This is a genomic window from Pseudomonas sp. HMSC066A08 (genome assembly GCF_001813025.1).
Taxonomy (GTDB): domain Bacteria; phylum Pseudomonadota; class Gammaproteobacteria; order Pseudomonadales; family Pseudomonadaceae; genus Pseudomonas; species Pseudomonas aeruginosa.
This window is the reverse complement of sequence record NZ_KV811332.1, coordinates 1-14202: the sequence shown is the minus strand read 5'-3', so window position 1 is coordinate 14202 and position 14202 is coordinate 1. Positions and strand designations below refer to the sequence as shown.

The 14202-nt window shown below is 63.1% G+C and carries 9 protein-coding genes and 2 CRISPR repeat arrays; of the genes, 1 reads left to right on the top strand and 8 read right to left on the bottom strand.

Annotation, left to right across the window (positions count from 1 at the left end; translation table 11 throughout):
* A partial coding sequence (locus HMPREF2886_RS35085) for an AMP-binding protein (RefSeq protein ID WP_256562565.1) occupies nucleotides 1–1437 on the top strand: 1437 nt, incomplete at its 5' end.
* 132 nt (nucleotides 1438–1569) lie between these two features.
* On the opposite strand, the gene HMPREF2886_RS22760 is transcribed toward HMPREF2886_RS35085, so the two are convergent.
* The 8 genes from HMPREF2886_RS22760 to cas1f all read right to left on the bottom strand — a co-directional run bounded on the left by HMPREF2886_RS22760 (nucleotide 1570) and on the right by cas1f (nucleotide 13245).
* Complete coding sequence (locus HMPREF2886_RS22760; RefSeq protein WP_023097572.1) at nucleotides 1570–2367, bottom strand: hypothetical protein; 798 nt, start codon at nucleotides 2365–2367, stop codon at nucleotides 1570–1572.
* A gap of 568 nt (nucleotides 2368–2935) precedes the next feature.
* The gene (locus HMPREF2886_RS22755; RefSeq protein ID WP_023100319.1) at nucleotides 2936–3448 is read right to left on the bottom strand and encodes a BRO-N domain-containing protein; all 513 of its coding nucleotides are present in this window, start codon (nucleotides 3446–3448) and stop codon (nucleotides 2936–2938) included.
* Nucleotides 3449–3842: 394 nt separating this feature from the next.
* A CRISPR array of direct repeats spans nucleotides 3843–4580; the repeat unit is 28 nt; unit sequence GTTCACTGCCGTATAGGCAGCTAAGAAA.
* Nucleotides 4581–4703: 123 nt separating this feature from the next.
* Entirely contained in the window at nucleotides 4704–5267 is a 564-nt protein-coding gene (gene cas6f, locus HMPREF2886_RS22750) for a type I-F CRISPR-associated endoribonuclease Cas6/Csy4 (RefSeq protein WP_070748431.1), read from the bottom strand.
* Nucleotides 5268–5270: 3 nt separating this feature from the next.
* Nucleotides 5271–6299, bottom strand: coding sequence for a type I-F CRISPR-associated protein Csy3 (gene csy3, locus HMPREF2886_RS22745; RefSeq protein ID WP_070748429.1), 1029 nt, complete (start codon nucleotides 6297–6299; stop codon nucleotides 5271–5273).
* 10 nt (nucleotides 6300–6309) lie between these two features.
* Nucleotides 6310–7356: a type I-F CRISPR-associated protein Csy2 gene (gene csy2, locus HMPREF2886_RS22740; protein ID WP_070748427.1), complete on the bottom strand. Its 1047-nt coding sequence runs from the start codon at nucleotides 7354–7356 to the stop codon at nucleotides 6310–6312.
* A complete protein-coding gene (csy1, locus tag HMPREF2886_RS22735) occupies nucleotides 7343–8629 on the bottom strand; it encodes a type I-F CRISPR-associated protein Csy1 (protein ID WP_070748425.1) in 1287 nt (428 codons plus the stop codon). Before csy1 ends, csy2 begins: the two co-directional genes overlap by 14 nt.
* A 414-nt stretch (nucleotides 8630–9043) precedes the next feature.
* Nucleotides 9044–12274, bottom strand: a complete 3231-nt coding sequence (gene cas3f, locus HMPREF2886_RS22730) for a type I-F CRISPR-associated helicase Cas3f (protein WP_070748423.1) — start codon at nucleotides 12272–12274, stop codon at nucleotides 9044–9046.
* On the bottom strand, nucleotides 12271–13245 hold the full coding sequence (gene cas1f, locus HMPREF2886_RS22725) for a type I-F CRISPR-associated endonuclease Cas1f (RefSeq protein WP_058178895.1): 975 nt from the start codon (nucleotides 13243–13245) through the stop codon (nucleotides 12271–12273). Before cas1f ends, cas3f begins: the two co-directional genes overlap by 4 nt.
* Nucleotides 13246–13510: 265 nt before the next feature.
* Nucleotides 13511–14198: a CRISPR direct-repeat array (repeat unit 28 nt; unit sequence TTTCTTAGCTGCCTACACGGCAGTGAAC).
* Nucleotides 14199–14202 lie beyond the last annotated feature (4 nt).

The following is a 14202-nucleotide window of genomic DNA, read 5'->3' as shown; positions in this document are numbered from 1 at the left end:
GCCTACGTGATCTACACCTCCGGCTCCACCGGACTGCCGAAGGGCGTGATGGTGGAGCAGGCGGGCATGCTCAACAACCAGTTGAGCAAGGTCCCGTACCTGGAACTGGACGAGAACGACGTGATCGCCCAGACCGCCTCGCAGAGCTTCGACATCTCGGTCTGGCAGTTCCTCGCCGCGCCGTTGTTCGGCGCCCGCGTGGCGATCGTGCCGAACGCCATCGCCCACGATCCGCAGGGCCTGCTGGCGCACGTCGGCGAACAGGGCATCACGGTGCTGGAAAGCGTGCCGTCGCTGATCCAGGGCATGCTCGCCGAAGAGCGCCAGGCCCTCGACGGCCTGCGCTGGATGTTGCCCACCGGCGAGGCGATGCCGCCGGAACTGGCACGCCAGTGGCTCAAGCGCTACCCGCGGATCGGCCTGGTGAATGCCTACGGGCCGGCGGAGTGCTCCGACGACGTGGCGTTCTTCCGCGTCGACCTGGTCTCCACCGAGAGCACCTACCTGCCGATCGGCAGCCCCACCGACAACAACCGCCTGTACCTGCTCGGCGCCGGCGCCGACGACGCCTTCGAACTGGTGCCGCTGGGCGCGGTGGGCGAGCTGTGCGTGGCCGGCACCGGCGTCGGTCGTGGCTACGTCGGCGATCCGCTGCGCACCGCCCAGGCCTTCGTCCCGCATCCGTTCGGCGCGCCGGGCGAGCGTCTGTACCGTACCGGCGACCTGGCGCGGCGGCGCGCCGACGGAGTGCTGGAGTATGTCGGGCGGATCGACCACCAGGTGAAGATCCGCGGCTTCCGCATCGAGCTGGGCGAGATCGAGGCGCGCCTGCACGAACGCGCCGACGTCCGCGAGGCGGCGGTGGCGGTGCAGGAAGGGGCGAACGGCAAGTACCTGGTGGGCTACCTGGTTCCCGGCGAGACACCGCGTTCCAGCGCCGATTCGCCGGCCGGACTGATGGTGGAGCAGGGCGCCTGGTTCGAGCGGATCAAGCAGCAACTGCGCGCCGACCTGCCGGACTACATGGTGCCGCTGCACTGGCTGGTGCTGGACCGGATGCCGCTCAACGCCAACGGCAAGCTCGATCGCAAGGCGCTGCCGGCGCTGGACATCGGCCAGATGCAGAACCAGGCCTACCAGGCCCCGCGCAACGAACTGGAGGAAACCCTGGCGCGGATCTGGGCCGAGGTGCTGAAGGTCGAGCGGGTCGGGGTGTTCGACAACTTCTTCGAACTCGGCGGGCATTCGCTGCTGGCCACCCAGATCGCCTCGCGGGTGCAGAAGGCCCTGCAACGCAACGTGCCGCTACGGGCGATGTTCGAATGCACCACGGTGGAAGAGCTGGCCAGCTACATCGAGTCCCTGGCCCCGAGCGAGATCAGCGAGCAGAAGGCCGAGCGCCTGAACGACCTGATGTCGAAGCTGGAAATGCTCTGATCGGATCCGGCCGCCGAGCCCTTCGCGGGGGGCGATGAAAATGGCCGGAAGGGAATGTTCCATACTCCCTTCCGGCCATTCTTCATATACGTGCATATATATAAACGCCGATATACGGGGCGGCTTGATTCATTACAACGCGATATTCCCGACTTTCGCCGAAGCCGCGTTGTAACGCTGGTGCTGTTTACGCTTGACCGAAGAACTGCGCTTGAAACGCCGGGTCGCCGTAAAGATGTTCTTCAAGGTGATCGGGAATACCGTGATCAATCCGTTGCCCTTGTGATATTCCGGGTTCCGATCGAGGAAGAAACGCACATTCGGATTGCTGTGCGTAGCCCAGCGTGCCCGTTCGTGATCGGCCTCGGTGGTGGTCCAGCCGGTGTCGACCACCAGCGGATCGTTGCTGCTGCGCTTGAAGCTGAACTGGGCGATCAGGTGTTCGAGGAACTTCACGTGGTGGCTTTCCAGGTCGCAGTGGCAGGGCCAGACGTCATCCACGTACTTGGTCACCAGGGCGTAGCTGGAGGGATGGATCAGGGTGTCGAGGAACAGCAGGCGCTTGCCGGGGTTGAGCAACTTGTAGCGCAGCACCTGGCGGGTAAGGAAGGGAATGCTCTGGTTGCTCCCGCGGTACTCCGGGAGGATCCCCGACTCGGCGCGGATCACGCAGGCCTTGCTGTACTGGAAGACTTCCGAGTCGTGGAAATGCACGGCGCAGTAGCCGACGATCTCGTGCTGGCGATTGCGGTAGATGGCGATGCGGGTGAGACGGGCGGTGGAGTGGATGACCTCGCGAGCGAAGGATTCATACTGGACGCCATGAAAGATCCTGGCGTGAATCGCGTAGAGTTCGCTTGCGAGGTTTTCCCTCTGTGTTTCGTCGAGTTTTCCCGGGTTGACGACTTCCCGGTAGATCCTGGCAGTCATAATCTTCTCCGAAGGAATCATCCAATATTAATTTTCGAATTTTTTTCATGCCGATGACTTCTTGTTGTTGTGAGTGGAGGTGAGGCTAGGGAAAGTCTATTTCCATATTGTTAACTGGCGCCGCCATACGCCTTAAGCTGCCAGATCTGACAGGGTATTAACTTATATTCGGAACTCGCTTCGGCCCGCGGTGGTCGCTGGCCCGCCGGCCTTTATTGTTTCGCTGCTCTTCCGGGGATTGGCACATGACGCAGAACATCCACGGTCGCGACGACTTCTTCGCCGCCTGCCGGTCAACCTGCACGCCGTACCGCTGCCCGGCGTCTCCATCGAGCAACCTGCCTACATGGCGCCCCGCCAGCCCGGCTGGCGGTTGGACAGGGAGGGTCGGCGCACCTGCCGGACCGCTACTCGATCGAAGGGCCGCGTACCACCGACTGACTGGCCAGCGGCGTGGCAAAGCGCCACCGCGCGCTGGTCAGCCTGCTCAACCTGTTGATCGGGTTCGGGCTTTCGTCTCGTACGGGTGGAGGAGTGGAGCCCCGGCGACGAGCAAGTGGCCGCTCGCCTAGAGCGGCCGCAACTTGCGCAACCAGCGTCGCCAACCCAGTTGCACCATGGGTTCGCCCTGGCGTTCGAGGAGGTCGGGCATCTCGCTGAAATTCACCCAGAGCTTGCCCTGCCAATCGAGCATGTGCACCACCTGGCGCTCCCAGCGCAACTTGACGTAGCGCGGCATGCCGCTGTCGTCGGTGGCACTGCGCAACTCCGGCACCACCTCGCCGCTGAGCCAGCGGCGCAATTCGCCGCCATCGCCGCGCTGCTGGTAGATCAGCGCGGCGTACGCGCCGGACTCGCTGATCAGCCACTGCGCCTGGTCTTCGCCACGTTCGGAACGCAACGATTCGCGGCGCGCCTGGTCGTCGTCCAGGCGGGCGAGCATCTGTTCGGGCTGGTTGTGTTCGATGAGCCGGGCGAAGTCGTCGAGGACGAACCAGGCCTGGTCGTCGATCAGCAGCGCGCGCAGCAATCGCTGCTGTCGGAAGAAGTAGTGCGGGGCAAGCTGGGTATGGCCGTGCATGGGAGAAATCCTTCTCTGAGCTGTCCGCTGCCTGGCTTCTGCCGGCGCGGCAGGGAGACAGGCCGCTCGTGGGTGTTGGGCCAGCAGGCTGTGGCCTGCCGGGAACCGAAGTCGCCGGCGAAAAAAGCCTACTGACAGCGCCTGTAGGACGGCAATGGCTAAGCCTTGTACGAAGTCTCCGATGGCACAAGCCCGCTGAACAGCTAGGCCGTTCTGAACATTACGCCGGCATGGAGAAAACAGGGGATGGACGCTATGCTTGGGAACCCTTTTTTTGGTGGGTTTTTAAAGCCCTTTTAGATCAAAGGGTTAGAGGTCGCTGCAAAAAGAGGGTTTTTCCGGGCTTTGCCGCTGGAGCCCTTGGAGCTTGGAAGGTTGATGGGTTTTTGGTCTAGTTCACTGCCGTATAGGCAGCTAAGAAAGACATCGCCCTGAACATCATCCGCGATACGGTGTTCACTGCCGTATAGGCAGCTAAGAAATTGTAGAGCGTCGACGCGCCTTTGAGCATGTAGTTCACTGCCGTATAGGCAGCTAAGAAAAGAGCGCCGAAGGGTTCGTAGCGGATCGCGTGGTTCACTGCCGTATAGGCAGCTAAGAAAAGCGGAGTCCCCGCCGGAACTGCCGACACGTTGTTCACTGCCGTATAGGCAGCTAAGAAAAGCCACAACGGCGAGGCGCCAAGAAGGATAGAGTTCACTGCCGTATAGGCAGCTAAGAAATGAATGGGTACACGATCAAGCTCAACACAGACGTTCACTGCCGTATAGGCAGCTAAGAAAGTAACTGTGGCGCTGGTAGAGCGGATCTGGTCGTTCACTGCCGTATAGGCAGCTAAGAAACGGAACATTCCCGCTGGCTGATGAATATCCCAGTTCACTGCCGTATAGGCAGCTAAGAAATGTTCGGTGGATCTGCACCGGCAGAGCCCGCGGTTCACTGCCGTATAGGCAGCTAAGAAATTTTAGTGAGGCACTGTGTTGCAGCGCCTGGAGTTCACTGCCGTATAGGCAGCTAAGAAATTACCTTTAAAAGGCCTTTTAGGTTCACTGCCGTATAGGCAGCAAAAAAATGTCCCGAAGTTCATAAGCGGGCTTCGGGCGATTTCACTGCCACATAGGTCGTCAAGAAACGGCCAGCAGCCCTGAAGTATCGATTGATGCGGTTCGCTCTCGGCCGGGGCCACCAGTCGAAACGAAGTCCCTTTCCATGGGACTTCGTTGCGGACATGCCGATAAGGCGCTGACGGGGTTCTTCAGAACCAGGGAACGAAACCTCCTTTGCTCAACCCGTAACAGGTGAACCCTCCTTCCTCTGCCGTCGCCTGCAACGGCCCGTGGCGGATGAAGAGACGGAAGTGCTGTCCGGTGCTCTGGCTGCGTAGCGTGACGAAGGGCAGGTCCAAGGCTCTCGCGACCGTATCGGGAATGCGTTTCCGAGCCTCCTCCTCACTCAGGTCGTGCCGGCGCATGAGCCGCCGCCGCAGGCGTTCCGGATTGCTTTTCGCCTGAACCCGACTGACCTGACGGTACGGTGTGGGGTGAGGCACGACTGCCGGTTCTCCGAATTGCAGATGGTCCCGCAACCCTTCCAGCCAGGGCCGGGCGAGCAGGGCACGAAGGTCTTCCGCCGAGGCATGAATGCGCAGGCGCTCGCCCAGCCGGGAGCGGCTTTCGTCGAGGTCGGGGAAGCTCACGCCGATCCTGTCCCCGCCCTGTGCCACCAGGGCCTGGTGGAGCTTGCCGAAGAGCACGCTCATGAGTTGCGTCGGGGGAAATTCGGGGTCCGGCCGCAGGCGGATGTCGAGGTAATGGTCCATGGCTTACTTCTCTTCGGCTTCACCGAACACGCCGCCACGGATCAGGTTGGCGATCACATAGTGCTGTTGCTCCACGGCGGGTGCTTCGTCGCGCAGTACCCAGTTGTCGAGCAGCGTATAGAAGTCCAGCTTCTGCTTGGGCTGGCGATAGGCCTTGCCCTGGGACGTGACGGAACCGTAGGGCTCCACGGCGATGGGGCCGAGGCCGTCCTCGTCGGGATACCAGGTATCGATGGTGCGCAGGGCATTGCCGATCTTCTGCGAGTGGATGGCCGCGGCATCGCGCACGCTGTACAGGGTCTTGCTCTTCTGGCCCTTCTTGTCGCCCTTGTCGAGGATCAGTTCCTGAGAGGGGAAGACTTCCTGCCCATCGCCGATACGGGCGAAGGCGAGCACTTCGAGCAGGACGTGCCCGCTGCCCGACAGGCCGCTAGCGATCAGTTCGGCGAGCGCGTCCAGCTCAGCGTCGGCCTTGAAGTCACGCAGTCCGATGGCCAGGGCGTCGAAGCGCCAGGAGCGAGCCACCTCGCCCTGGCGGATATGGTTGACGCGGACTTCCACCGCCTCCGCGCCCACCCGATTGCGCCACAGGAAACGACCGTTAGCCAGGTTGTGCGCGTAGCGACGGGCCAGTTCGGCGAAGCCGTGTTCGCTCACGTATCCGGCGACCGTCTGCAGCAGCTTGTCACGGTAGGCCGCGTCGTTGCAGGCCGACGGCGTGCCGGCGCCGCCGAGCACACGGAGGGTGAAGCGGACCTTGAGGGTGTCGGCGTCGCTCGGCAGGTTGGCCACGTCCACCGTCTGCAGGTTGGGCGACTGGATCGAGGCGTCCAGCTTGGCCGGGTCGCGGTCCTTGGTCTTGAGGCGGTTGGAGATTGTGCCGCGTACGGATTTCGCTATGACGCTCACGGCTGGCCATTCCCGCGAGGCGTCGCGTTGCGCCCAGGCGCCAGCGCTCATAAGGGCGTCGGAAGGATCGAGCTTACGTTCGAAGGCGAGGACGGGCGCGGTCTTCAGTTCTTGCTTGGACATGTTGATTTCCTTATTCGTTGATGTGCTTGGCGAAACGCGGCGTGCTCCAACGGTAAAGCCCTTTGTCGGGCTCGGCCTGGTGATACCAGAGGAGGTCTTGCAACGCTGGGGTTCGATGGGGGCTGAGCCATTCGCCCAGACCGAAGAGGGTTTCGACGAAGCGGAACGGCGTTTCCCGGTCGCGGGCGTTCCTGACCTCGCCTGGCTCGTATAGCGGGGAAAGAGCGTTATAGCCGGCTGGGATCGGCACCAGCCAGCCCGGCTCGTCGCGTATTTTCCAGGCCGCTGTGGCCATGGCGGCTTCTCCTGAATTCACGGATGCTTGCTCCGAGCCCTCGGCCGTTGCTTCCGGACCCGTGGATGTTCCCTCCGCAGTGGTGGGCGCGCCTGGCTCGAAGTTACGCCGGGACAGATCGAGCAGCGCGTCCAGCGTGGTGGCTTCAGGGGTAGTGGTGCGCAGGCTTTCCAGATGCCGCTGCAGCACCGCCTCGCGACTCACCAGGGCGAAGCCGGGCAGCAGACGGCGGGTCAAGCGGCGCTGGTTCTTGCGACGCTGCTCGTCGCTGCCTCCTAGCATCAGCAGTTCGGCGCTCGGGGCAGGGAAGCGCTCGTCGCACCGGGGCAGGATGCTGCCACCGGCGAGGCGCATGGCGTTGGCCTGCTCCTGGACCTGCCTGGCGATTTCCTGCGCGGGGTGATCGTCCAGACCATCGCCGCGGACGCCCAGCAGCAGGCTGACCTCCAGGTGAGCGCGGCCTTCCTCGACGATGGCGGCCGTGGAACCGTCGCGATTCAGCGGGTTGCGGGTCAGGTTGAAGACTAGGGTGCGCTTGCCGGCCGGTTGCGAGACCTGCGCCTCGAAACGGTGGCAGACGATGCCGACGCCATCCAGTTCGATATCCAGGGTTGCACCGATCCGGCGCTGCAAGGCATGGGCGAAACCGGTGAAGGCGCCGGGCGAGGGGAAGCCCCAGGTCAACGGGCTGGAAATGGCGTTGGCGTTCTGGATGGACAGGCGCGGCAGCAGGAGCAGCGCCTCGGGATCAGTCACGCTCATCTTCGAGTATCTCCTTGAACATTTTCAGTTCCTTGCCCAGGTCCATTCGCCACTGCCTGGCTTCGGCCTCGCCCATGACCAGCCCCTTGTTCGTGAGCGCCCGGTTCAGCCAGTTGGCGAAGCGCTCGCCGACCTCCATTGGCCAGTCGCCCCAGAGGCGCCGGCGCATGAAGGCTTCGTCGGCATGCACGCGCAGTGGGTCGAGCCAGAGCTGCTCGGCTTCATGCAGCCGACAGTCGGGCGAGGCACTCCAGCCGGGTTCCAGTTCGCGCAGGCGGGCGGCGTATTGCAGGGCTTCGTCGCAGATCTGGCCGACCAGTTGGGCGCGATGTTGGCGGATAGCGAGATTGTTATGCTTGGTCGTGGCGAGAAAACGTCGCAAGGTCCGGGTCAGCCTGGCAACTTCGGGGCTCCGTCCGAGGTCATGTTCGAACACCGAAACCTGCTGCAACGGCGCGCGCAGCTCCTGAGGCTTCCAGTGCGGAGGAAGCGAGGCCAGCAGCCAGTTCTCGCCATAGCGTTCGCTATTCAACTGGCTGATGTTCTGCGGTTTGGTGCCGCCGAACTTCTGGATTGCAAGATTGCGGTACTCGCTGAAGCCGTGGGGCCAGGGCTTCTTCTGCTTGCGTGCCTCACGTGCTGCCCTGGCCGCTTCGCGGAGCAGACCGTGGACGTGATGCACCAGGCTGGTGGGAAACAGCGGCGCCAGCAGGTGGTAGCCGGAGCCGGGCAGGGGAAAGTACAACTGCTTGGCCAGGCTGTGGGACGCGGGAGCGCCTTTGACGGCCGTGATGCCGATGAACGCTTGCCGCCATTCGCGAGCCTGTTCGGCGTTATCGGACAGCGCCTGTACTGCCTCGGCACTGTCTTCTGCCAGCCAGTTCAGAAGATTTTTACCCTGATACTGGAGACTGAGAAACTTGAATACGTCCAGCGCCGCGGCATTGCCCACCACATCGCTGACCAGCTTGTCACCCAGTTCATGGGAACCGGCGAGGCCCGGTTGCCCGGGTGCTTGCGGCAGGCTATGCAGGTTGCTGCCGCGGGCGTCGGGATGGATCGGTTTGAGCGTGTGGGTCACCAACTGCAACTGGCCGACCCGCCGGGCGGCATCGGCCAGCCAGGCTTCCCGCCGATGGCCGGCCAGCAGCGCCTGGCGCTTGTCGTCCTCGTCAGGTTTGAGCTTGCCCAGCTTGCCCTGGAGGCGTTCCTGGATGAAGGATTCGATGAGTTGGCGGAGAGTGGGGGGGGCACCATTCGGCCTTTCGGACATAAAAGCTCCTTTTTATGTTGGCCTAAAAGATTGAATAGAGAAGAAAGAGCAGTAGAATCCCTCCCTGAGCACAAGCCCAGGGAGGGAGGCGAGCTACGGAGGTTTCATGGCTTTGCCTCCTTCCAGATTCAGATCACCTGGATCATTACTTCCGTATTGTTGGCTTGTACTCGTCTCCTGCCGTGTTGCAGCACGGTAGGAGACGCCAATCATCCTACGGGGAAGAAATTATAAAATCAACCTAATGGTTCTTATGATGTAATTATTTTTTGAGGTGTGGCGAATTTTGATTTGTCGGTTTTTTTAGCTACCCTGCCTGCCTGCCGAATAGGCAGCTAAGAAATAATGCTTCTTGTGATGAAACCCCACTGCCGAACAGGCAGAGCCCAGGCTGCGATGCAGACCTGGGCTTTTTCATTTTCTCTTCTTGAACCCCAACAGCGGGTGATAGCTCCATCCCTGGGTGTTTTCCCGCAATCGCACCTCGCCGTAGCGCATGGCGCATTGACGGAGGTCGAGGTCTTCGCGGGTGGCCATTGCGACTAGCTCCTCCCGATAGTTGACCGTGCCCCATGTGTGGATGCGCGGGCCATGGGTGAGGTCGAGGTCGCGCAACAGGTTGTGCTGGTCGGTCCAGAGCCCTTCGTCGTTCCGACTGAAATGCAGGCGCTCCTCGTCGTCCTCGTCCGGCAGCAGGGCGTAGCATCGTTCCTTGGCGCCTGCGCGAAATGGCTGGCTGGTTTGCAGGGCGCCGCTGAGCGATGCCGGGGTTTGCCACCAGAGCGGTACGCCGAGCAGGGACGTCGGTGGGTCGTCGGCGAGCATCAGGGCGCGCAGGCGCCGATGCTCCAGGTCGACCAGCCGGCTGCGTGGGAACAGTGGGAACGGTTCGACGATTCGTGGGCTGGCGTCGATGCGGGCGAGTAGGGCGGGGTCGAGCAGGTCGTGCAGGTCGTGGCTGTCAAGAGGGAAGTCGGGGGTCTCGAAGCCGGGCCGCTGGAACGCCGGATTCTGCCCTTCCAGCGAGCGGATATTGCGCGATAGCAGGTACAGGTTGGCCTCGCCGCTGAAGCCGGAGCGATGGCGGCGGATTCGCCCGGCCAACTGGATGATCGAGCGCATGGAAGAGGGTTCGACGATGGCCCAGTCGTAATCGTGGTCGCGACCGACCTCCGCCACCGGCGAGGCGAGTACGACGAACAGGTGGTCTCGCTCCGTGCTGGCCTGGAGCGCCTTGGCCAGCGTCGGACGAGCGAACAGCGCGGCGGCGTCGTCGTCCGAACGCTTCAGCAGTTCATCGAGTTGTCGCTCGATGGCCGAGCGGACCAGGAGGGGATGCCGCGAATGGTAGACACACAGATGGACATGCAGCCCCTCGGGCGCACCCTGGGCGAGGATGGCCTGGGCCAGTTCGATCAGGGGTTCGATGTTGGCCAGCCGTAGCAGGCCGAAACTGATGCGGCGTCCTTGGTGCTCGGTGTGATGGCTGCGATGCAGGTCAGCCATCCAGGTATTCATCTGCCCGGCCAACTCGCGGCACAGTGTGGGACGGGCTTCGCCAGCGGCATGCACGGTGCATAGCCGCGCCTGGCGGCGTGGCGGCAGTTGCTCGAGCTTCGCCAGACGCTGGGCGACGAAGGTCGCGTGCGCTTCGCTGAAGGAGCTTACGGCGCCGTGGGCGCTGGATTGGCTGGAAAACTCGTCGAACCAGGCGCAGCGGATTTCCGTAGCACGTCCGGGAGCGCCACGATGGCGCTGGAAGATTTCCCGGCCGCTGCGATAGGCCTCGAACAGGCCCTGCACCAAGGCCGGCGGCAGGGTCGCGGAGGAGAGCAGCACGCGGCTGCCGAACAGGCCGGCCCAGTGCACCAGCCGCGACAGGGCGGGCAGGTCGTCGATATCGAAGTCGTCGACCTCGTCGAGCACCAGGTCGGAAGTCATCAGACGGAGCAGTGGCGCTATCTGGTGTCCACCGCGCAGGCTTTCGCTGGCGGGCATCAGGTGGTCGATGGTGCAGGCCAGGATCGGCGCCTGGAGTAGGCGGCTCCCCGCGCTGTTCCTGCCGAGCCACTCGCGTAGAGGGCCGTCCTCGAGCGTGCCGGCGAAGTGTACATGGCTGTTTTCCGCCAGCAGTTCCTGGGCTGACTCGCTACCGCTACGCTCCAGGCGCTCCTGCTGCTTTTCGAACAGTTCGCGGGCGGCGCTGCCGCCGACCAGGATAGCGAGGTCGTCGTCGCCCAGGCCGAGCCGCTCGCGGTAGGCCTGCCCGGTTTGCAGGGTCAAGCTGCGCAGGCCGAGAGCGATGCTGAAACGCGCGCCGCGTTGCGGATCGGCCAGCGCATACAGGATGCGGCCGTTGGCGAGGGTCTTGCCGCAGCCGGTCGAAGCCAGGTTCAGGCCGAAGAAACCATGCTCCATAGCCTGCTCGCGGCAGGCCATCGCGCAGTCGTAAGCCTTGTCCTGCCAGCGGAAGCGCGGCTGCTCGACCCGGCGGGTGAAGCCCTTGTGCCGGGCAAGGCGCGGTAGTTGTCGCTCCAGGCGTGGCAGGGTGCCGGCGAGCTTGCGACTGTGCAGGGCGACGCCGAGCAGGTGTTCGTCCAGGCGCTGCTTGAGTTGGCCGCTGTCCCGGTCGGTGTTGGCGTGCAAGGGGAAGTTCGGGTCACCCAGCCGGGAGTCGGCAGGGAGACTGGAATAGTGGTGATCCGCGAGCATCAGGATCAGTCGGGACAGATGCATGACGTAGGCGTCGTGCAACAAGGCCGGCCCCCGAGCCAGCAGGCCGGGACGCTCGAGCATGCTCTGCGCGCATAGCGCTGTCCTGGCGCGCCAATGGCGGCTGGCGAACGGCAGGCCATGGGGGAACTGCCAGCAGGCGGCCTTTTCTTTTGCGTCTGCGTCGCGTGCGCCGCACCATTGGCTCTGGATGGGGGCCGGCAAGCGTGCCAACGTGGCGCTGCCACGATGGTCCCCGTTGGGCAGGCGATGATGGCTGACGATCAACCAGCCGACCGCCTGGGCGAGCGGCGGTAGCCGGCTTTTCTGGAATGGGCCGGGTGGCGCGGGTTGCCGGTCGTCCCTGGCCAGTTGCGACAGCCAGGCATCGCCCGTCTCTCGCTTGTCCGCCAGGCGCCGCAGCCAGTCCTCGTCGCTGCTGCCTGGGCCAACGAAGGCTTCGAACAGGCGCAGTGATACCCATTCGTGACGATAGGCATCGGCCATCGGCTTGCCGCGGTTCCGTAGTTTGGCCTGGAAGGCCTGGCTGGCCTTGCCGATATCGTGGAACAGCGCTGCCATCACCGTCAGCAGGCGGATGTCCTCGGCGCTGTGCCAGTCGTTCTCGTCATCCTTGCGCAGGATGTCGCGGCGGGTCCTGTTGGTCGGTACCGCACCCTGGGCGTTGAAGCGGCTGGCAACGCCGACGATCCACAGCAGTTCGCTGTGGTCGCGGCCGCGGATCCAGTGACAGGCTACGGCGGTGTTGCGCCGTGCGCTTTTCTTCAGCAGGCGTCGCAGGGTATCCAGTCCCGCCTGGGTGATGGGCGTTTGCCAGGTCCGTTCGCCGCGGCGCTCGGCGAACTGGTCGAGAATGCGGCGGGTTTCGCTCAGGGCGCGCTTTTCGCATTGCGACACCAGCAGGATGTTCATGCGGACACCGTGCTCCGCTGCGCCACGTCTTTCAGCGTGTCGATCATGAAGTCCAGGGCCTGTGCGCGGCTCAGGTTGTCCAGGCAGGCCTGGCGGAATTCCTGTTCCTCGTCGCCACGCATGGCGGAAAGAAATGCCTGCGGCAGGATCAGCGAGTCCTTGACCAGGTCCGCCACATCGAACACCAGGCCTCCGCGCCGGGTCTTGCCGTGTAGCACGGCCAGTCCATGGGGAATGCCCAGCACCCAGGTGGCGGTCGCCGCGAGGCCGTAGGCCAGGTAGTTGCCATGGTCGAGGAAGCGGTTGGCCGGGTCGCCGCCGCTGCCGCGCTTGGCGCGGACGAACTCGCCGTAGCGGGTGGCCTGGGCTGCGAGCTTGAACAGGCGTTTGCTCAGGCGCGCTTCTTCGGTCAGTAGATGCTCATGATTGGGAGCCTGCTCCAACGCTCGGGCGGAATCTTCCACGGCAACTGCCAGCGCGGTGGCATCGACGGCGAAGCCGGCGTCGCGCAATACGCGGTCTTCCAGCCAACTGTGGCGAATCCGCTCCAGCCTGGCCCGCTGGAAGTACCGGGCGGCCTCCAGGCGTTTTTCCTCATCGAACCAGAAGCCGACCCAGCGCTGCAGGTATTCGGTGGGGCGGTATTCGCTCTGCGGCGTCAGCCAGGACACCTCGACGTCCACTTCGTTGGCGCTGAACAGCGGCGTTCCGCCGCCGCCGCAGAAGCCTACCAATACCCCGGCCCTGGCCAGTTCGCGCATGGCTGCCTGGGTAATGGAGGTACCGGTGCCCAGCAACAGGCTGGTGGTGTTGGCGATGGGGATGTTCCAGTAGTGCGAATGCCGGCCTTCGTCGGTGACGTACTCGACCCGCCCGCCGTTGACCAGTACCCGGCAGTGTTGCAGGTAGTACAGGTTGGCACGCTTGGAGTGAAGGATCGTCTTCAGTTCGCTGGGGGAGATGTCGTCCATGCTGACCGTGGCCTTGTCCCTATCGGATCTATCGAATACCGCGCCAAGGCAACTGTTTAGCGGATATGGCCGATTGCCGCTACCCCGTTTGCGTCTGTATGAGGAGCGTGAGCTTCCAAGCGGGGCACGTTGTCGTGGACGGGCGAGGCTGGCGGGCGGGTGGGGTAGGAACCTTATATTCGGATGTTTGGTAGCGGGATGGGGAGGGTGGTTCTGCCTAGACGGCAGTGAAACCGGCGGCTGTTGTGGCCGAGGTGGGTTCGAGTTTCTTAGCTGCCTACACAGCAGTGAACCTGCCTGATTTTCCTACCGAAAGCAGGGCGCATTTCTTAGCTGCCTACACGGCAGTGAACGCGGTGGAACTCGTCGACAAGCGCTGATGGAATTTCTTAGCTGCCTACACGGCAGTGAACGCCGCCCTGTGGGCGATTCAACCATGCCTCGTTTTCTTAGCTGCCTACACGGCAGTGAACGGCGAGTCGGCGAGCGGGGAGCCTTTGCCGCTTTTCTTAGCTGCCTACACGGCAGTGAACAATGCATGAAACTCCGCACGCCGCCATATGGTTTTCTTAGCTGCCTACACGGCAGTGAACTCAGTCAGGCTGTCGGGGTCTGCATCTTCCCATTTCTTAGCTGCCTACACGGCAGTGAACAATCACTCCAGCCCGAACAAGCACGACCTTCTTTTCTTAGCTGCCTACACGGCAGTGAACCTGCTCAAAGGCGCGTGGTGCAGTTCGATCATTTTCTTAGCTGCCTACACGGCAGTGAACGTATCCCCTCGACTGTAGCTCACGCACGAAATTTTCTTAGCTGCCTACACGGCAGTGAACGTCGGTAGATCCTGATCCCTACATCCCGGCCATTTCTTAGCTGCCTACACGGCAGTGAACGAAGTGCCTGTAGCGAAGTGGGGGACCGACCTTTTCTTAGCTGCCTACACGGCAGTGAACTAGC